The organism is Flavobacterium sp. (assembly GCF_024305175.1).
Lineage (GTDB): Bacteria > Bacteroidota > Bacteroidia > Flavobacteriales > Flavobacteriaceae > Flavobacterium.
The window spans coordinates 69227-87716 of sequence record NZ_JAMWYY010000003.1; the positions used below are offsets into that span (position 1 = coordinate 69227).

At 43.9% G+C, this 18490-nt stretch carries 18 protein-coding genes; 4 read left to right on the forward strand and 14 right to left on the reverse strand.

Features of this window, described 5'->3' with window-relative positions; all coding sequences use genetic code 11:
• Positions 1 to 21: 21 nt before the first annotated feature.
• From traM to Q0K96_RS01505, 14 genes are all read right to left on the reverse strand, one after another.
• A complete protein-coding gene (gene traM, locus Q0K96_RS01440; RefSeq protein ID WP_297332227.1) occupies positions 22 to 1269 on the reverse strand; it encodes a conjugative transposon protein TraM in 1248 nt (415 codons plus the stop codon).
• The gene (locus Q0K96_RS01445) at positions 1259 to 1726 is read right to left on the reverse strand and encodes a hypothetical protein (protein ID WP_297332228.1); all 468 of its coding nucleotides are present in this window, start codon (positions 1724 to 1726) and stop codon (positions 1259 to 1261) included. The genes traM and Q0K96_RS01445 overlap by 11 nt, the downstream gene beginning before the upstream one ends.
• Positions 1727 to 1728: 2 nt before the next feature.
• Positions 1729 to 2349, reverse strand: a complete 621-nt coding sequence (gene traK / locus Q0K96_RS01450) for a conjugative transposon protein TraK (protein WP_297332229.1) — start codon at positions 2347 to 2349, stop codon at positions 1729 to 1731.
• 4 nt (positions 2350 to 2353) lie between these two features.
• Positions 2354 to 3544, reverse strand: coding sequence for a conjugative transposon protein TraJ (traJ, locus tag Q0K96_RS01455; RefSeq protein WP_297332230.1), 1191 nt, complete (start codon positions 3542 to 3544; stop codon positions 2354 to 2356).
• An 11-nt stretch (positions 3545 to 3555) separates the two neighbouring features.
• Positions 3556 to 4191 (reverse strand): TerB family tellurite resistance protein, encoded by a 636-nt coding sequence (locus tag Q0K96_RS01460; protein WP_297332231.1) that lies wholly within the window; start codon positions 4189 to 4191, stop codon positions 3556 to 3558.
• A complete protein-coding gene (locus tag Q0K96_RS01465; RefSeq protein WP_297332232.1) occupies positions 4188 to 4808 on the reverse strand; it encodes a hypothetical protein in 621 nt (206 codons plus the stop codon). The genes Q0K96_RS01460 and Q0K96_RS01465 overlap by 4 nt, the downstream gene beginning before the upstream one ends.
• 10 nt (positions 4809 to 4818) lie before the next feature.
• Positions 4819 to 5502, reverse strand: coding sequence for a conjugal transfer protein TraI (locus Q0K96_RS01470; protein WP_297332233.1), 684 nt, complete (start codon positions 5500 to 5502; stop codon positions 4819 to 4821).
• 11 nt (positions 5503 to 5513) lie between these two features.
• Positions 5514 to 7985, reverse strand: a complete 2472-nt coding sequence (locus tag Q0K96_RS01475; RefSeq protein WP_297332234.1) for a TraG family conjugative transposon ATPase — start codon at positions 7983 to 7985, stop codon at positions 5514 to 5516.
• A 4-nt stretch (positions 7986 to 7989) separates the two neighbouring features.
• Positions 7990 to 8310: a DUF4133 domain-containing protein gene (locus tag Q0K96_RS01480; RefSeq protein WP_297332235.1), complete on the reverse strand. Its 321-nt coding sequence runs from the start codon at positions 8308 to 8310 to the stop codon at positions 7990 to 7992.
• A gap of 2 nt (positions 8311 to 8312) precedes the next feature.
• Entirely contained in the window at positions 8313 to 8627 is a 315-nt protein-coding gene (locus tag Q0K96_RS01485; RefSeq protein ID WP_297332236.1) for a DUF4134 domain-containing protein, read from the reverse strand.
• A 114-nt stretch (positions 8628 to 8741) separates the two neighbouring features.
• Complete coding sequence (locus Q0K96_RS01490; RefSeq protein WP_297332237.1) at positions 8742 to 9221, reverse strand: hypothetical protein; 480 nt, start codon at positions 9219 to 9221, stop codon at positions 8742 to 8744.
• A 134-nt stretch (positions 9222 to 9355) separates the two neighbouring features.
• Positions 9356 to 10042 (reverse strand): hypothetical protein, encoded by a 687-nt coding sequence (locus Q0K96_RS01495; RefSeq protein ID WP_297332238.1) that lies wholly within the window; start codon positions 10040 to 10042, stop codon positions 9356 to 9358.
• A complete protein-coding gene (locus tag Q0K96_RS01500) occupies positions 10039 to 10899 on the reverse strand; it encodes a helix-turn-helix domain-containing protein (RefSeq protein ID WP_297332239.1) in 861 nt (286 codons plus the stop codon). Before Q0K96_RS01500 ends, Q0K96_RS01495 begins: the two co-directional genes overlap by 4 nt.
• A 49-nt stretch (positions 10900 to 10948) precedes the next feature.
• On the reverse strand, positions 10949 to 11659 hold the full coding sequence (locus tag Q0K96_RS01505) for a hypothetical protein (RefSeq protein ID WP_297332240.1): 711 nt from the start codon (positions 11657 to 11659) through the stop codon (positions 10949 to 10951).
• 319 nt (positions 11660 to 11978) lie between these two features.
• Between Q0K96_RS01505 and Q0K96_RS01510 the strand changes: the two genes are divergently transcribed.
• From Q0K96_RS01510 to Q0K96_RS01525, 4 genes are all read left to right on the forward strand, one after another.
• Positions 11979 to 13637 (forward strand): helix-turn-helix domain-containing protein, encoded by a 1659-nt coding sequence (locus Q0K96_RS01510; protein WP_297332241.1) that lies wholly within the window; start codon positions 11979 to 11981, stop codon positions 13635 to 13637.
• A 111-nt stretch (positions 13638 to 13748) separates the two neighbouring features.
• Positions 13749 to 15131 (forward strand): N-6 DNA methylase, encoded by a 1383-nt coding sequence (locus Q0K96_RS01515; RefSeq protein ID WP_297332242.1) that lies wholly within the window; start codon positions 13749 to 13751, stop codon positions 15129 to 15131.
• Positions 15124 to 16839 (forward strand): restriction endonuclease subunit S, encoded by a 1716-nt coding sequence (locus Q0K96_RS01520; protein WP_297332243.1) that lies wholly within the window; start codon positions 15124 to 15126, stop codon positions 16837 to 16839. Before Q0K96_RS01515 ends, Q0K96_RS01520 begins: the two co-directional genes overlap by 8 nt.
• A complete protein-coding gene (locus tag Q0K96_RS01525; RefSeq protein ID WP_297332244.1) occupies positions 16820 to 18490 on the forward strand; it encodes a restriction system-associated AAA family ATPase in 1671 nt (556 codons plus the stop codon). Before Q0K96_RS01520 ends, Q0K96_RS01525 begins: the two co-directional genes overlap by 20 nt.

The window sequence follows — 18490 nt, forward strand, 5'->3', positions numbered from 1 at the left end:
CATGATAGATAGGTTTATGGGTTATTCTTTTTGTTTTTCATCTTTCAACAGTATACTGTAGCCGGCTTTTAGCGTGACTTTTATTAGTTTTACCTTTCTGCTGAATAGGCCTTTTGCTGCTTCGATACCGGCTCCGGCCGCCTGTGCGCCCCAGGAATCGCTAAGGGTGTTCACGCCTAATGTTTGTACCGATCTGTCTGCAGAGGATTTCGCTACGTCGCGATTAATGGCACCGGGAATATAGATACCGCCCAAACCGTCCAGGTCATATACTGTAAGCTCCACGGGATAAAGGGAATTGCCATGACGGATATTCGCTATTTCGATAGCGAGGCGCTCCCCTTTCAATGAAGCTGTACCAAATACAAAAGTGTTCTTCGGTACTTTTCTGCCGCTGATATAAATATCCTGGCGCAATTGCATTTTCACGGTCGAGCCGTTGACTACTACCTGTGTTTCAGCGACTATGGCCTGTATGGCATTTTCGTCCACCTGCTCATTCATTTGTTCCAGCGAAAAGAAGCCGTTATGTCGGACCACTGTGCTAAACGATGCTATCCCGGACAGGCTTTTACCACTGATGCTCGACACGACATCTGTGTCCTGTCGGGTTGCTACCGGAAATACCGTACCTCTTTCTGCACTTGATGCCGCCCTGAGTTTTTGCTCCATTCGCTCAGGATATTGTATATCGAGTATGCTTTCGAGCATCCCTCCTATTTGCTGGAGCTCTGGATCGCTTTGGGGTTGCTCCCGAAAGGACTGCATCATTTGCTCAAGTTCCGCTGCATGATTAGAGGGAACAACATCTTCTTCTTCAGGGGCTGGCACCGCTACGGCTGTTCGGGCGGGCGGTGGTGTAGCTACAGCACGCTGCAGCGCCTCTAACCTTTCATATACTTTTTTTTCCTGCGGCGTCTGAAAACTGCTGAGGGTCAGGCCTCCGTATCGTCGTGTGCGGACGGAGTCGTTGGCCGGAGGTAGTGAATCGTACCTGTAATTTGGGTCTTTCTTACGCTGCTCTTCCACTTTACTGGAATCAAGCGCTGCCTGGTCGTAGTAACTAAGCTTGTCCAGCTCGCTATCTTCGCTTACCTGTGCCGACGGCAGCTTGAGGTTAAAGCCCTTCTTCGCCGGGATCCCTGTCGTTGTCGCGGCACCTCCGCCCATCGCCCAAAAGAACAGGGTAACAAAAGGGAGGATTAACAGCGGAAGCAGCCAAAGAACCTTTTTCTTCCTGCCGTTTCCTGATTGGTCATTACTTTTCATATGTTCTTGTTTTTCGATTACTATTTATAGTCTCGGCAATCCTGAGGCTGTCTAATAAGCCCGGTCTTGCATTCAGAATGCTGTCCCTTATAAGCAGGCCTGATGGAGACCTTGCAAGGCTGTCCATATAGTCCCGGAACTTCTGCACGCGGACTTCCAGCACGGAATCATATACTTCCGGCGGAATCAGTTCCTCATTAGCGGTCCTGACTTTTATTATGGGGGAAGGCTGCAAATCGACACCGTTGTTCAGGACATTAAGCCTGCCAGATATAAGAAGCAGGCAGCAGGACACGGAGACGGAAACAAAAATTCCGAGCGCGACGTACTGCCCCCTCCTGTTAAGCTTCAACGATTGTTTTTCCATCCATTCTGCCCACGCCAGTTTCATTCTCAGGTACCGCATACGCATATATTGCCTTAGGGTCGCCTTTTGTATTCCTCTCATATCTTTCATGGCTAATTCCGGTTTTCTGTGCTGATATCTTTGTTGTCGATGGTCCTCCATCGCTCAATTAAGAATCCATGCGGGTTATTGTCGCTTCTTGATACATTCCGGAGGTTTCCCTCGGTAACCAGTATCCTTGTCATGACGCTGGTCGGCCGGACGATCTGTTGCCTGGCATAGCATCGGAAATAATACGGGTAGCCGGAGATATTGACCTGCACGCTGTCAATCACCACTTCCTGGCTTATATTGCCCGATATTATCCCTGAGTAATACCCGCTTTCCTTGAGGTCATCATAAACCCGCTTGGCGGTATTATCTGCCAGGTACAAAGCCTTGGTAATATTTTGGCGAATGACCTTATCGTCGGGATCCAGCGTAAAGAAGTACTGGTGAAAGTTCCTGACATGGTCGCGCGCCTCAACCTGTATATTGTCCCTGCGGTCGGAAGCGTAGGCTTCGATCGCCTTGCCGTTGGCCAGGACATATATTTTGTCCTGCATACGGTTTACCGTCTTAAAGCTTTGGTACAGGGCATACACGCAAACCAGCGTGCTGGCTACCACCACTACCAGGGTAAAGGCCCTGACGTGCCTGAAGGCCGTATCGATGTTGTTGAGTTTCTTAAACATTGTTTCAATTGCCTTTTAATTTATCCTTCATGTACTTGTCTTTATCGTCAAAATACTGCGATGCCCCCTGGCGGGAAGCCCCTTGTGTCATTTGCCTGTACATATCGCCGTAGGCATCTGCCACCATACCCGCACCTGAGGCCGCGGATGTTGTGGCGGATGTTGTAGTGCTGCTGAATATATGGGTTACCTTTTGCCCCAGCGCACCCCCGCCACCGGCGTGGACGATATAGTTGGCAACCGACGGCACAGTGAAGTAACCCACGATCCCTATGATCATAAATACCAGGTAGGCCATATCGGTCCTGCTGAAAAACGTATCCCCGTATTCATTTACCTGGGCGATATCGACCTGCAGCATATGTTCCTGTATCTTCCCTATTATGCTTCCGAAGATATTTGCCACCGGAAGCCAAAGGAAAATATTGATATACCTTGCCAGCCAGACCGTAAGGGTATGCTGGAAGCCGTCAAAGACGGCCAGCCCGAAAACCAACGGGCCTAAGATGGAAAGCACCACCAACTGGAAAGTGCGCAAAGTGTCGATGCAAAGCGATGCTGCCTCAAAAAGCACACGCAGGACCTCGCTCATCCACTCCTTTACGGAGTTTCTGAAGTTGTAGGAAGCTTTCGCCATGGCAAACTTGATATCGTTACCAATGCTTTCTATCAGGCCTTCGCCGGAAGCATCCTCTCCTTCATGGGTATACTTGTACCAGCGCTCGCGGTCGCCACTCCCGTCTTCACCGACATACATTTGCCAGGCATCGGTCGTTTTGATGGCTTCCTCCTTTTGGCGGAGCAGTTCTTCGATAGCCGCATTGGAATTCTCAACCATCGTACCGGTCGCTGTTACGGTGGGCTTCATGATACCATTGATCATGGCAAGCACAAGCGGAAACGAAATGATGCAGAACCCTATGACAAAGGGGCGGAACAACGGATAGAAGTCAATCGGCTCTGCATTGGCCAGGTGCCTCCATACCCGTGAGGCTATGTAGAACAGCGCCGCAAAACCGGCGATACCCTGCGAGATGCCAATGAGGTCGCTGCACAGGGGCATCATCTCATCATAAAGCTGCTCGAGGATACCATGCAGTCCGCTCATCTCTTCTGCGAGCGACTGGCTATAGCCGGACGCGGGCAAAAGAATCCCTATGGCTACGTAAAATGCAGCCTTACAAGTGATTTTCATTGCAGTTTTTTTTAATGGTTAGTTCCCGTGAGGAATCGTATCGCCTCCACATCGCGGGCTTCTTTTGCCCTCTGCACCGCCAGCAGGGTAGTTCCGGAATTGAAATCCCTGACGAACAGCATCTTTTCCTGCATTGACATATAGATCCTGTCGATAGCCGCCAGGCGCTCTTCATCCGACATCCGCATCTTGCCTGCCGTCAGGACACCGGTCAGCTCTTCAAGATTCTGAAGGCTTTCTTCGAAAATCGTTTCGTACACACCGGAAAAATAATGGAGTTCTCCAGCGGCGAAGAGCCCGCTTGACTGGAGCTTGTTGCGATGTCGCCCGCAGTCCTGTACGATCTGCACCTGGTAATCGATAATATCCCCGACCCTTTTATAATTCCGCACTGCAGGGCTTACCTGCAGCAAAGCGTCCAGAAAAGTTTTGTGCAGGTCGAAATTCCCTTTGGTCAGGTCCTTAACCGTATTATAGCCCTTGGTCAGCATCTGGTAGCCTTCTTTCATGTCGTTGAGGATAGCCCTGAACTGGGCCAGTTTTTCAATGTTCAGTGCCAGCTGCTTCAATTCCTGTACCTGAGCGGTGGCTTTAGGGGTAAGCAAAAAAAGAAATAGCGACAGCAACACATATTTTATATTCTTCATGGCGCTTCATTTAGATTATGTAATTTTCGTACCTGCCTCACATTGGATAACTCTTGCCCCCTCGAGGCAGCCAATGCCTTGCATTCATTGTAGAAAGCAAGTGTAAAGGAAAATCGGTCTTCCATGCTGTTATGAAGCGCATCGATCCGTTTTATCCGTTCAGCGTCATCTGCCACGATACCGCTTTCCGACACGATGTCCTGTAACGCCTCAATATCATCGGCGCACGCTGTCAGCACACGCATCATTACACGGCGTATATAGTCTTTCTCGTCGCCATAGAAAAGGTCATCAGCCGTAAGCTGCTGCGTAAGCCTGGCCTCCACTTTCTCTATCTTGCCGTTGAGTTCCAGTATTGCTGCGGCCTTTGGATAATTCCGTACAAACGGGCTCACATTCTCCAGCCCTTTAAAAAAGAGCGCATGCAGGTTCAGCTCACCGTCTTTTATACTGCCGATAAAATCCAGGCCGTCTCTGGCAACACGGTAGCCCTTCTTGATGCAGTTGCCGTAGGTCTTGAGTGCGGCAATCTGTTGGAGCATGACCCTGTCCTGGCCGGATTGTGCTGAGCTGCCAAGCATCAGCAAGAGGGCTATTGTTGTGATAATAGTTTTCATAACACATGATTTAATTCCCGATTCCATAGAGGCGTTTCATCTGGTCCACTTCTTTTTTGCTCTTCGCGCGTTGGAGCGTCAACAATACATTCTCCCGGTTGAACACCCGCAGGTCGTCATAATTCTGGTCGATCCGGTCGGCAGCTGCGTTGACCAGGTCAAGGCGCTCGGCATCTGTCATACTGGTGGAAAAAGATGCAATGACATCGAAGATCTGCTCCATATTTTCAAGGCTTTGCTCCAGGATACCGCCGTAGACCTCCTCCATATAGGAAAGTTCATCCGCTGTAAAATGGTCGTCCTGCTGAAAAAGCTGCCAGGATCGCTGGTATTCCGATAGCAGCCGGGCCTGCTTTTGGGTTACCTCACGGATACGCTGGTATTGGCTGACAACATTTTTAACCTGTTTGAGCTCGTCATAATACTGCTGGTACAGCTCTTTCTGTTTGTTTGCCCACTCGGAAATCTCATCGAGCTTGACCTTTGACAGCGTGTTCTCGATTTCCTTCTGTGCATTTTGCAGCCAGATAGTCTTGTTCTGCAGCTTTTGTATTTTCAGGTCCATAGCTTTGATGGCCTTGACAACCGCGGCACGGATTAGTCCGAATATCGGTGGTGGGGCCGCTTCCGGCCTCGCCTCGGCACTGCTCAGCAGCATAAAACAGAACAGTACCTTTAGGGCAATTGCTTTCATAATTTTGGATTTTATTTGTTTTGTTCCCTTATATCCTGGGCCAGGGTCGCTATGCCTTTTCGGACATCGCCTCCGTAACGCGCAGCATATTCCTGGACTTTGACCTTCTCGCTCTCTTCTGTGGTGTACGCCAAATATTCTTCCAGTGAAACCTCTGTGCGGTATACCTTTGACAGTACCCCGCCGAGTGATATAAACACTTCTTTATAGTTCTTCTCGGGGTCGTTCGATTTGTTGACCGACAGCACGAGGGCTTTTTCCTTTTCGGTCAACCCCAAAAGTTCCTGTATCTGGTCAAATTTATTTTGGTACTTCCGCTGGTCCAGTAAAATCTTACAGTCGCTGTTATTGATGATGGCCTGCTTGACCACCGGGGAGGAGATGATGTCTTCGACCTCCTGCGTTACCACTATAGCTTCACCGAAGAACTTGCGTACCGTCTTAAAAAGGTATTTGATATATTCCGCCATCCCTTCCTTGGCAATGGCCTTCCAGGCTTCCTCAATCAGTATCATTTTGCGGATACCCTTGAGTTTCCGCATTTTGCTTATGAAGACTTCCATAATGATTATCGTTACTACGGGAAACAATATGGGATGGTCCTTGATGTTATCAAGCTCAAAAACAATGAAGCGCTCCTGCAAAAGCTCCAGGTTTTCAGTTGCATTGAGCAGGTAATCAAATTCCCCTCCCTTGTAGTAAGGCCTGAGCACGTAGAGGAAATTGCTTACGTCAAAGTCCCTGTCCTTCACCTTGTCGGCCTCGAGCACTTGCGTAAAGTCGTCCCTTAGGAATTCGTAAAAGCTATCAAAGCCCGGGAATAAGGTTTCATTGTCAGCCAGACTTTCAAAGTACAGCTGCAGGGCATTGGAGAGTGCTACGTACTCGCTACGGCGGAACGTTTCATTATCTTTTTTCCACAAAGCCAGGAGCAAGGTTTTGATGCTTTCTTTTTTCTCGGTATCCAGCCGGTCCCCTTCCCCGATGTAGAAAGGGTTGAAGCGTATAGGGTTGTGTTCTTCGTAAGTGAAATAGTATCCGCTCACCATATCGCAAAGGCCCTTGTAGCTGTGCCCGACATCCACCAGTACCACGTGGGTGCCCTGTTCATAATAGCTTCGCACCATATGGTTTGTAAAGAATGACTTTCCGCTTCCCGAAGGGCCGAGGATGAACTTATTCCGGTTGGTGCAGATGCCCATTTTCATAGGCTCATCGCTGATATCCACATGGACGGGCTTTCCCGTTAGCCGGTCACCCAGCCGGATGCCGATGGGACTTATGGAGCTTCGGTAACCCGTCTCGAGGTTTAGAAAGCAGGAGGCCTGTTCCGCAAAAGAGTCGAAAGTATCATTCATCGGAAAATCAGCGGCATTCCCGGGAATGCCTGCCCAGTAAATCTGCGCAGCCCCGACAGTTTCCTGCTTGGCCGAAGCATCCATTTGCGCCAGCGCCGAGGAAACCATGTTCTTGAGGTCGTTCAGGTCGTCCTTCCTGCCTGACCATACCAGCACATTGAAATGTCCCTTAACCGGAAGGCGCTGCCTGCTGATGGCCTCATTGAGAAAATCGTTTGTCGCATCCCTTGCGATTAGGTTCTCCCGGCTGTATGCCGATAATGACTGGAGCCTGAGCCGCTTGCTTTCCATACGCTGGAGTGTCCTGGCAGCATCTTCAACAAAAATGTACTGGCTATAGATATGGTTGCAGGAAAGCAGCTGCCCGAGCGGCGAGGCAAAGCCAACGCTGAAACTGGTACGATCTGTCGAATAGCGGTCATAAGTGATGCGTGGCCCGCAGAGTGAGGGGAGGTTCGCGGCATCAGCCAGGGTATAAAGTTGGGCATACTTGCCATTTATTAATAGCCCGTCCTCAAAAACAAGGTCACCAAACAAATATTCCCCCCCTTTCTCACTGAGTGTGCAATAGCGTTCCAACAGGCCTGCTTTTTTCTCTTCGCTATAGATATCAGTATCACCGAGTAAGATCGCCTTTACAAAGCCACTGTCTTCAAGGATTCTTTGAAACTGGCCTGCGGCATCCCTGAAATCCTGCAGTTCCTGCCTGCCCAATGACTCCTTGTAAAGGAGGGATTGCCGCGCTAAGCTTGAAAATAATGAAGTCGAACCTTTCCTACCCGATGGCTTCTTGGTCAGGAACAGGTAACAGCTATGGTCCAGGAATGGGCGCTCATTGAAGAAACGGTCACTGCTGCGGTCAAGGAAGCTGGTAGTATCGTGGCTGTAACCAGGCTGGAAACCTGACTTGATAAACCAGTCCTGCTTATACAATATGGTATGTTTTGGCAGCACCCTGATGGCCTTTAGCCATGCCTGGTGGAATGCTTCGTATTCCGAATCCGATAGGGTAAAAACCTCCGGCAATTCCAGGCGGAATACAATAGTAGCGTCGCCTTGCTTCGATACGATAATCCCCTGCTGCACATCAAGTATGGGCAGCATCTTCTCAAGTGTCTTTTCCATAGCATCACCTATTAGTGTTTCGCATAAATACCTTGCGGCTGTTGCACTTCAGGGCTCTCGGCAATTGTTTCTTGGCGAGGGCTTTCATCATGCCGTGCTCGCCGTATTTGCGGCTCAATGCATAAATTTTGATTACCAGTACGGTGCCGAGTACCCCAATGAGGCCCACGCACACCAGCGATGGCAAACCGATTATGAAAAGGGCGGCAAAGAGTATCATAAGCAGAATGATTCCGCCGCCCAGGTACCATATGTACTGGGCCTTAAGTCCTTTGAACTCAATACTCTGGTTGATGCCCTTATTGATTTTGTAAATCGTGCCCATTGTTATATGCCGAAAAAGGATTGTATAACTGTCGCTACCACAACAAGGAACACGCAGCTTCCAAACCATGCGGCAGCAACTTTTCCGGTATCCGGATCGCCGGCATTCCATTTCTGGTACACTTTTACTGCGCCTATCAACCCAAGTATTGCCCCCACCGCATACATCAGGTCGGTCCCTGCATCAAAATAGCTTCTCACCTGTTGGTTTGCCTCGTTGATTCCTGCAAGCCCGTCCTGGGCGGTGGCGGCCAATGGTAATGCCAGCAGTAGGGCCAATGCGGATTTTCGCATAGCTATGCGTATCGTAGTTTTCATAATGATTGATTTAAGTTAAAAAGAAGCGAAGGCCTTCCGCCGTCTCAATCCCCTCTCTTTCTGTCACCATCTTCTCACTGCTGCGGGATGGACAGGGTGCGGCCTTCGCTGTGGTTATACCGTACGCCAAAGCTGCTCTGCTATATCCTCAGTAACAGCAGTGAATCCATGCTGTTGGCATTCTGTTGCGATGAATTCATTGATTGACGGCCGGAATGATGATTTTGAAAGGACGGGATAGTCATTGACTATCGCCTTTAAATTGGCAAGGAGCACATCCGGAGGCAAGTTGCCCTCAGATGCTTCTTTTAGCGCGCCCTTTACCCGCTCTACCATCTCTTCAATGATTTCATAATCATTGTAGCCGGGTTCATTAAATTCACCTGTAGGTGTAAGGTTGCCTTTTCCCTCCATAATAGCAGTGGCTGCATTTGCCTCCATGGCAAGGTGAGTATGGCTGAAAGCCAGGCTTCCGTTTGAAAGCGAAGCCCTGATTTGCGGGAAATAAAATTTGAGGAGCAATAGCGTGTAGTAAATGAAAAGTGCGGCGGCCGTAACCCTAAGGTACATGGCCCAGGTAATTTCAGTAAACATAAGCTTCAATTTTTCGTTCAACATTAATCTGCTTCATTGCGGAAAAAACCGCTAAACTCATTTTACATTGACGAAATTACCGGCTTACTTTCAACCGTAAAAGCACAACTTAAAGTTGTGCCCCAAGTTGTGCCTCAATAGCTTTGGATTTTCCTGATGATCGCCTGTAACGCTGCAACAGCTGCTTCGCGGTCAGTTTCTTCCGGATTGTAGGCCTTGCTCCTGATCGAATCCGCAGAAAGATTTTCCTTATGTTCCGTCGAAAGATAGGGTATGATTGCTTTAAAAACAGCATTCATCGAACGCGCCTTGAACACTTGCGCTTCGTCGGCGCCGCGAAGGATCAGTGCAATTTGGTCGCCGGATAACATGCAATGTATTTTATACTTTGGATTGTTAGCCATTGCCCCTTCCTGTTTATCATTCACTTTTTGTTTCGGTTCATTATTTAGAAAGGCGCCATAACGATTCTCAATAAAATCAAGCAGTTCCGTAAGGCATCCGGCAATCTTTTGGAGTAACGATTTCAAAGGCGGCGTTCCAAACGAGGCGATACTTTCATAACCTTGGCTCATTGACGATAATGCGGTAAGTCCAAGGTGATATTTATGCACGATGTGGCGTACCTGCTCTTCTTTATTGATTGAAAAGATCTTGCCGGTCAGTTCCGATTGTACCTGAAGGCATTCTAAGGGTAGTTTCTCGGCAAGCAATTCAATGTCCGCAGTCTGTAGCCTTTCCAGATAAGGTCGTTCAGGATTAAGCGTTACGGAAATTAGCGAATCCAGCCATTCCAGTGAATATGTGCGGAAAGCTCTCATTTCCCGGGTATATTACGGTTACGATAATCGGCGGGGGTAGTACCGCTATGGCGACGGAAAAAATTTATAAACGCAGAGGACGATTTGAACCCGAGTTCTTCGGCCAGGGTGTAGATAGTTATAAGGCTCTTGTCTAGCATTTCCTTAGCTGTGTTTATCAATGCCTGCTCTATCAGGGTCTTTGGCGTTATACCGGTAACCTCTTTTATGATTTTTGTCAGGTTACCCTGTGTCATGCAGAGGCTGTCGGCATAATAGCGCACATCGTGGTGCGTCAACACTTTTGCTGATACAAGGTTAAGAAATTTTACTGTGATTGTCTCCTTGCGCGCGTTGCCATGATATGCTGCCGGCTTGATAATTTCACTTTCAGCCAGGCAGCTGCACATCAGGTTAAAGGTTAGCTGGCATATCGTAGCCGAGTTGGGCGAGATTGATGGTCCGCTGTTTTTTTCAAGCAGGAACAGGAGTTTCTTAATGATTTTTTGCGTATCACCATCAATTTGGAAACGATGACAGCCGTTGTCTGCCATCTTTGAGATTACCGGTGGATGTATTGTGTAGAGGCTGTTTATGATAAAGTGGCGGTTAAAGCTTACCATCCAGAACCTGGCATCCCGATTTCCGTAACTCTTAATAAAGCTATTTTTCTTGGTAAAGATTACCTGTGAGGATTGGAGCCTGGTTTTGTGTCCTGCGCAAAGCAATTCAATGACACCCTCAAGCATGATGATTAGCATGTATTCATACTGTTGCACGCTGGAAAGGAAGGTTACAATGACAGACGAAATCGGCAATTGCAACAGCTTTACGTTCAGGTCCGGCAGCGGTATAAGGGTCATCGTATCCTGTCTCATTGCTTTGGTATAATGAAGAAATCCTGGAAGATGCTTCCAGGATTGCAGGTTATTGTTGGTACACGTCGGTCGCGAAGGACATGATTATAGCTTGTGGTTTGGATTCCAGTGCTGAGTTGGCGGTGGCAGCGATATTGCCGATCATCCATTCCCAATCCCTATCCCTGCGTTTTCGTTTACCATCGTGGTAGAGCGCATTGCGAAGGATGGCTGTAGTCGTCAGAAAGCCGGAGAGCTCCTCTTCCCCTATATCAGGATTAGTCATTGCCTGATCCTCATAATAGATAAGGCTTGTATGTACCTGCGAGTAAGTTGCATCGGATATTTTCAGCGCGTTTAGCTCGCCCACAATACCGGTAAAGAGATTTTGGGTAGCGGTTCCGTAATTGCTTGAAAGCAGGTTAGCAATCTCTGTTTCCTGGGTTTCAAGGTACGGGGTAATCTCAGATGGGCTGGGTGTCATATAAACTTCGTCGTTAAGCAGCGACAGAAAGCTTGGGTTCTGTAAAGCCAAAGTCTCGCCTTGTGCAATAATCTGCGATAGGCTCGGCTTATAAAGCGGCGCGTTATAATAAGCGTCCAATAGGCTTTGGTAGACAGTGCCGATATGGTCATTGGCGTTTTCCGGATTATTGGGTTCCGCACTGCCGTTTTTTCTTGAAAACGTCTGTGTGGATGTTGAGAGTTCCTCTTTAGTGCTATCGGGACTGCAGGCAGCCATGATGCATAATAAAACGATAAGTGAAGTAATTGCCTTCATAGTTGGATAATGTTTTATGTTACTGAATTGTTTCTTCAGTTCCATTCACCCGGGGAGCAGAACAAGGAAATTTTTTCACGATTCCCTGCGTTTTGAATTCAGGGCAAAGCTATCTTTCAACTGTTTGCGGTACAAACCATTACCTGTGCCGTTCCGGTATTGCAGCTGTGTAATTCCGGAATTAGCGATGCTAACTTTTAAGGTATCGTTAAGGTTTTATTAACGCTGTTTAACTTATTTTTGAAATACGCCAGTCTCCCAAATAGTAATCGTGACCGATACCTGAATTGCCATCGGTGATAGCCATACAAAAGCATTTATGAGAGTAAATTTTGCGGGAGCCATCCTATTTCTTCTTCTACCTTACTGTCTCTGGGGCCAAAAGCCCCGGGAGCAAAAAATATCGTATGACAGTTTGGTCGAGCATATCGAAATGTACCAGGGAACACCCAAGGTATGGGTCTACCTGAATGAATACCTTGCAAAGGCAAAAAAGGAAAAGGACTGGCCCCATGTAGTAGCTGCATATCAGGAAATAATGCACGAGTGTGATGAAAGCAGGCGCCTGTTGTACGCCGACAGTATGATTATTGCAGCGAAGAAATCTGCAGATAAGGATTTGATCGGTTCAGCGTATCTCTCCAAAGGTGTAGTGTACTACCAGCATAAATGCCATCGCTCAGCTTTGGATAATTATCTTGTGGCCAACCGTTACCTCCTCCAAACGAAAGATCAATATCTGATACACAAAGTAAAATACAGTATCGCGCAGATAAAATACTATTTGGGCTATTATAATGAAGCGATATCTTTATTCAGGCAATGTGTTGAGTACTACCGGGACAACGATCCCATCCCCTATCTTATTTCCCTGCACAGCTTAAGCCTGTGCTATACATATACCGGAAATTTGGCTCTGGCAGAAAACACCAGCGAATCCGCCGTTGCTGAAAGCAAGCGCCTTGGGGTTAAGCTTCTGCTCCCATACATTGAAATGGCCGACGGAATTAATGATTACAAAAGAAACAGGTTTAATGATGCCATTACACATCTGGACTATTCACTGCCGGAACTGCGCAAGGCAGACGACTTCGCCAACGAGGCCGTAGCAAATTTTTACCTTGGCAAGGCCTACTACGGAAAAGGAGAGACAAAAAGAGCTATAGGCTACTTCCTTAAAGTAGACAGTGCGTTTGTTGCCAGGCAATATATCAGGCCAGACCTGCGGGAAAGTTATGAATACCTTATCAGGTACTATAACATAAAAAAGGTCCCTGCATTGGAGTTAAAGTATATTGACAGGCTTTTAAGTGCAGATAGCATCTTAAATCTAAGGTTTCGTTACTTGGTTTCAAAGGTTCACAAGGAATATGACACCGCACATTTGCTCGCGGAAAAAGAAAGGCTGCAAGCCAGCTTATCAAGGAGCTGTTATTACGGATGGATGATCAAAGTGCTGTTGATGGTTGTACTTATAGCTGCAATAATCATTGTGAGGCGATACCTCAGGCTGCGTAAGCTCTATAAACAGAGATTTGAAGTCCTATTAAAAAAAGACCTGTTGCAAGAACCTGAGCCGATAATCAGTGATAATGCGGAGCTGGATATAAATCCTGCCATCGTGCAAAATATAATTACAAAGCTACAGGATTTCGAGAGAAAGAAAGGCTTTCTTAAAAAGGATCTCACTGCCACAAAGCTTGCCGAAAACTTTGATACCAATTACAAATACCTTTCAAAAGTGATACGTCATCAAAAGCAAAAGAGCTTTGTCAATTATATCAACGACCTTAGGATCGATTACCTGGTAAATCGATTAAAGGCAGAGCCACTTCTGAAGAGATATACAAATGGTGCTTTGGCTGAGGAATCAGGGTTTAGCACGGCGCAGCATTTTGTGACGGCGTTTAAGAAGAGGACGGGGATATCACCAGGATATTTTGTAGGAGAGTTACAAAAAGAAATCATTCGTAATTAAACAATACAGCCAAATCAACATCCAATATAGCCCATCAGTAAGTCATTGCTATTGATACATTATTATTTTACATTATATTCGCGTATATTTCTTTTTACATATATTTTTTCAATGGATATAACTGCCAAATTGTGGTCTTTTTGTCATATCTTAAGGCAAGATGGCGTAGACAATGCTGACTATATAGAACAATTAACCTATCTCCTTTTTTTAAAAATGGCTGATGAAAGTGGTATATCTGTCCCTCAAAATTGCCAATGGAGTAATCTCATAACGAGAGAGGGAGAAGAATTGAAGAAGTATTATGAACAGCTCCTACTGAATTTAAAAAAAGAGAAGGGAATTTTGGGACAAATTTTCCAAGAACCAATTGCTAAAATCAAGAATCCGGTAAGTTTAAAGAAAATTGTAGACGGTATCGAGGCAATTGGGTGGACAGAATTGGAAAAAGATGTACAAGGAGAAGCATTTGAAGGACTACTGGACAAGATAGCTAATGAGGGGAAAAAGGGTGCCGGACAATTTTTTACTCCAAGACCACTCATCCAAGCAATCGTTGAAGTTGTGAGGCCTAATCCCTTGGAGAAAAAAGATTTTAAAATTTCTGATGTTGCCTGCGGCACAGCAGGCTTCTTAACCATGGCAGTAGATTGGGCGAAGAAAAATACTAATCATAGTGAACTAGCTAAAATCAAAAACAAATCATACTATGGCCAAGAGCTTGTGGTGAGACCATATCGTTTGGCTTTAATGAATTTGTTTCTACATGGTATTATTCCAAATCTAACTTTGGGAGATTCGATATACAGCCCCGTCGAACATAAATACAAGTTTGATTGCATAATAACTAATCCACCATTTGGCACTCGTGGTGTTTCGGGATCTCCAAAAATAAGAAAGTTCATGGTGGACACTAGTAACATTCAAATAAATTTTATTCAACATATAAATGAAGTGTTGGCAGTTAATGGACGTGCAGCAATTGTTTTACCGGACAGTAGCCTAACTGATAGTAAAGCTAAAGAAGTATGGAAAAATATTTTACAAGATGGTCATTGCAATTTGCATACTATTTTAAAACTACCCAAAGGCACCTTTAATCCATATGCCGCTGGAGTAAAAGCTTGTGTAGTCTTTCTTCAAAAAGGTATGCCAACAAAAGAATTATGGGTATACGATGCAAGAACTGACGTCCAAGACGTAACGAAAACCTCCCGCCCACTACAATACGATTTACACTTCGCGGACTTTGTGAAATCATATGGCCAAAAATATGACGGAACAGGCTTCAGAGAAGAATCAAATAGATTTAAAAAATATACTTTTCAGCAAGTCGTGGAAAGAGGTTATGACTTATCGTTTACTAACATTTTTGAACCTGAAAAACTGGAGGATCCATCATTTTATTTAGAAAAGCTCATAGGAAATTATCAAGAGCAACTCACATCATTACAAGCTTTAAAAGAACTATTAAATGTGAAAGGTGATGCGTAATTTTCTGTTTAAAATAGACTTAAGAGATATTTTATTTGTCCAAAAAGGAACAAAACCATCCATACTACGGAAAAAAAACTTCGATAAAGCCGTTCCTTATCTTGATATCCATGCCCTGGAAAATTTTGAAATTCGTGAATACACATATGCAGAACTCGGCAATATTGCTAATAACTCTGATGTTCTTATGGTATGGGATGGTTCTAGATCAGGGTTGTGCTTTTTGGGTCAACATGGTGCTATAGGCTCAACTTTAATGCGACTGACGCCTATTGAGTTCAACACAAAATATGTATATTATTTTATCAAAAGTAAGTTTCAATTTATAAATAAAAATACGAAAGGCAACAGTATCCCACATGTCGATCCAGACGTACTTCTTGATTTAAAGATACCATATGTTCCGATTACGGAGCAGGTAGATATCGTTAAAGAAATTGAGCTTAAACTTAATAACAGTAAACACATATTTAATTTTCAGAAGAAGCAATTTATTAATAGCCTGAAATCCAATGTTAGTTATGATTCCAAAAACACGGATATAGATATCGACATTATAAAACATCTACAAAATTTTAAGCAATCGGTTCTTAGACAAGCTTATTCCGGCGAGTTATCCTCGGAATATAGAAAATCCCTGACTGATGCTTCAAATTTCAGCAGTGAGAGCTATGAACAGTATCTGTCCGAATTTAGCGTGCCGGATAGTTGGAAATGGAATAACTTCAAAAATATCTCTCAAATTAGCGTAGGTGCTACGCCGAAACGTAGTGTTAAAGCCTATTGGGGTGGACACATACCATGGGTTAGCAGTGGAGAAGTAAATAATTCCTTTATAAATGCTAGCAAAGAAAAAATAACAAAATTAGCCGTTGAAAGTACCAATCTCAAATTGTTAAGTAAAGGTACTATACTGATGGCTATGGTAGGAGAAGGCAAAACGAGGGGACAAGTTGGGCTTCTAAAAATAGAGGCATGCACAAATCAAAATGTTTGTGCAATAACCTTAAACGATGGTATAGACCCTCTCTTTGTCTTTTACTATTTGCAAATGAAATATTTAGAAATCAGAAATGAATCCATTAATGCTAGATCAAGTAGCAGTCAATCGGCCTTAAATAGCATTATTGTTGGCAATCTAAACATTTGTTTACCTAGTTATGAAGAGCAGAAATTTATTTCGCAAAAGATTGAAAAAATTTTAAAGATTGTTGATAAGCTACAAATTGATTTTAATCAGGCACAATTAGAAATGGAAAATCTGGAACTTGCAATTTTGAGTGAAGCTTACATTGGGAGCTACGATGAGCCTAATTCGGTAAAACATGATTTTGAAAAGTTGCTTAAAGCAATTGAAACGACAAAGACTAGGATTGAAGAGGATAGAAACAATATTCGAAAAGTCCAGGCAAAATTTAAAAAAGAGCACTTTATGAAAAATATTAAAGAAAATATTATTTCGGAAATTAAGAAAGAAGCTTATATTACATTACAAGGTAAAGACATTTCAAATGATGACAAGATAAACTTATTTGAAAGTCTAAATTCAAGTATACCGGACATGGATTTTGATGATTTTTCAAAAGCTTTCTTAGAACTAGCACAGGAAAAACTATTTAAGAATGATCCTGATCCTTTTTTTATTGCAAAAAGCGTTAATGGCAAACTGGTTCATACAATAATTAATTATGAAAATTCAGTATCTTAAACTTTTAAATAAATATCGAAGCCTAGAGCCATTCGAGTATCAATTTTTAAAGCATCCTTTATTGCTAGATAAGATTGATCCTATCTGTTTGGTTGGCTTGAATGGAAGTGGAAAATCGAACTTCTTAGAACTACTATCTGATATATTCTATGAGATTGAGGTATACTTTCTCTATACACACAAGTTATACTTAAATAACAGCCCCAAATACTTTCCATATTCAGATAACAAATCAAAAACCAGTATTCTGTTTCATATAGAATATGAAATTACTGTAAAACAGAAGCGTGAGACCATAAGGATAATTCGTACTCGTGAGAGAGATGAAATTAAGTTTTATAGAAAGAGCATTAAAAAAAATTCATTACAAAAAGATGATTTTGTCAAAGTCAATGCCCTTAACGCCAGAGATTATATTCCCTTAACCGTTGCTTATACTTCCGGATTAAATGATTTACTTACTCTACCTTATGTAGATTTGCAAGACTATTATGCGGAACAAGTAGCTAATGAAGCCATTTCTAGTGTAAATCCTGCACAAAAAATTCTATCACCGAATCTTTTATTACTTAATTACGATTCAAATGCCGCAATTGTCGTGTCAAATTTCATTCTTGCTGAAACAAATAAGCAGGAAATTTTCACTAACAATCTTAGGGTGTCCGGAATGAATACTTTTCGTATAGTAATTAGATTACATAAGCTTTATGGAAACAAAAAAGTACAAATAACCCAAGAACTTAACACTTACATTGAACAGTTGAAAGATTGCGCAACGCTCGCAAACATCAGTATTGATGACGTAAAAGGCAATGAATATGTATTTGACTTTCTCGTGAACAAAATAACGATAAATTTATTTAAAGATAAGTTTGGCAATGTCCAAAATTTATTTGAGGCATTAACCAAACTAAATTTGTTAAATACACTATGTATTCAAAAAAAATATAAAGACTTACTAAGAAAAAAGAGGGAGAAAGGACAACTTATCAAATTTCCACAGATTGCCTCTCTTGATAAAATCTTTAGTATTGAGAACATCGAACTAGTTCTCAAGCACCCTGAGGTGAGAACAGAGTATGAAAAAATAAGTGATGGCGAGCATCAATTTATTCATATCTTGGGCGGAATCCTACTTTTTGATACTAAGAAGGCAGATAGAGATATTCTATATCTTTTAGATGAACCTGATACTCATTTTAATCCTTTATGGCGGAGTGACTTCTTTTATCAGATGGACAAAGTATTAGCGAATAAAAATGTAGAGTTCGTCGTGACTACTCATTCGCCGTTCATATTGTCTGACTGTCACGGCTATAATGTCTTTAAATTTAAAAGAACCGAGGGTAAAGTAACCTTTTCAAGGGTTGAAAAAGAAACATATGGAGCGACTTATGAAAACGTTACGGAAAGCTTATTTGATCCCAACGATGATGATTACAAGCACTTTGATAGTCGAATCGCAAAACTGGCATTTTTAGATATTGAAAAACTCCACAGCGAAATTGCTGAAATTGATAGCCATCAGCAATGGATCGAAAAGAGAGAGAATTTTTTAAGTAGAATTCGTATGCTCGGCGAATCAGTTGACAGATTATATCTTCTCGATGAGTTTTCAAAGTGTGACCAGAAATTTAAAGAAGAGGTCTAG

What these genes read in the sequence shown, in the direction of transcription:
- traM (WP_297332227.1), bottom strand. Translation starts at nt 1,269, where the DNA reads ATGAAAAGTAATGACCAATCAGGAAACGGCAGGAAGAAAAAGGTTCTT.
- Q0K96_RS01445 (WP_297332228.1), bottom strand. Translation starts at nt 1,726, where the DNA reads ATGAAAGATATGAGAGGAATACAAAAGGCGACCCTAAGGCAATATATG.
- traK (WP_297332229.1), bottom strand. Translation starts at nt 2,349, where the DNA reads ATGTTTAAGAAACTCAACAACATCGATACGGCCTTCAGGCACGTCAGG.
- traJ (WP_297332230.1), bottom strand. Translation starts at nt 3,544, where the DNA reads ATGAAAATCACTTGTAAGGCTGCATTTTACGTAGCCATAGGGATTCTT.
- Q0K96_RS01460 (WP_297332231.1), bottom strand. Translation starts at nt 4,191, where the DNA reads ATGAAGAATATAAAATATGTGTTGCTGTCGCTATTTCTTTTTTTGCTT.
- Q0K96_RS01465 (WP_297332232.1), bottom strand. Translation starts at nt 4,808, where the DNA reads ATGAAAACTATTATCACAACAATAGCCCTCTTGCTGATGCTTGGCAGC.
- Q0K96_RS01470 (WP_297332233.1), bottom strand. Translation starts at nt 5,502, where the DNA reads ATGAAAGCAATTGCCCTAAAGGTACTGTTCTGTTTTATGCTGCTGAGC.
- Q0K96_RS01475 (WP_297332234.1), bottom strand. Translation starts at nt 7,985, where the DNA reads ATGGAAAAGACACTTGAGAAGATGCTGCCCATACTTGATGTGCAGCAG.
- Q0K96_RS01480 (WP_297332235.1), bottom strand. Translation starts at nt 8,310, where the DNA reads ATGGGCACGATTTACAAAATCAATAAGGGCATCAACCAGAGTATTGAG.
- Q0K96_RS01485 (WP_297332236.1), bottom strand. Translation starts at nt 8,627, where the DNA reads ATGAAAACTACGATACGCATAGCTATGCGAAAATCCGCATTGGCCCTA.
- Q0K96_RS01490 (WP_297332237.1), bottom strand. Translation starts at nt 9,221, where the DNA reads ATGTTTACTGAAATTACCTGGGCCATGTACCTTAGGGTTACGGCCGCC.
- Q0K96_RS01495 (WP_297332238.1), bottom strand. Translation starts at nt 10,042, where the DNA reads ATGAGAGCTTTCCGCACATATTCACTGGAATGGCTGGATTCGCTAATT.
- Q0K96_RS01500 (WP_297332239.1), bottom strand. Translation starts at nt 10,899, where the DNA reads ATGAGACAGGATACGATGACCCTTATACCGCTGCCGGACCTGAACGTA.
- Q0K96_RS01505 (WP_297332240.1), bottom strand. Translation starts at nt 11,659, where the DNA reads ATGAAGGCAATTACTTCACTTATCGTTTTATTATGCATCATGGCTGCC.
- Q0K96_RS01510 (WP_297332241.1), top strand. Translation starts at nt 11,979, where the DNA reads ATGAGAGTAAATTTTGCGGGAGCCATCCTATTTCTTCTTCTACCTTAC.
- Q0K96_RS01515 (WP_297332242.1), top strand. Translation starts at nt 13,749, where the DNA reads ATGGATATAACTGCCAAATTGTGGTCTTTTTGTCATATCTTAAGGCAA.
- Q0K96_RS01520 (WP_297332243.1), top strand. Translation starts at nt 15,124, where the DNA reads ATGCGTAATTTTCTGTTTAAAATAGACTTAAGAGATATTTTATTTGTC.
- Q0K96_RS01525 (WP_297332244.1), top strand. Translation starts at nt 16,820, where the DNA reads ATGAAAATTCAGTATCTTAAACTTTTAAATAAATATCGAAGCCTAGAG.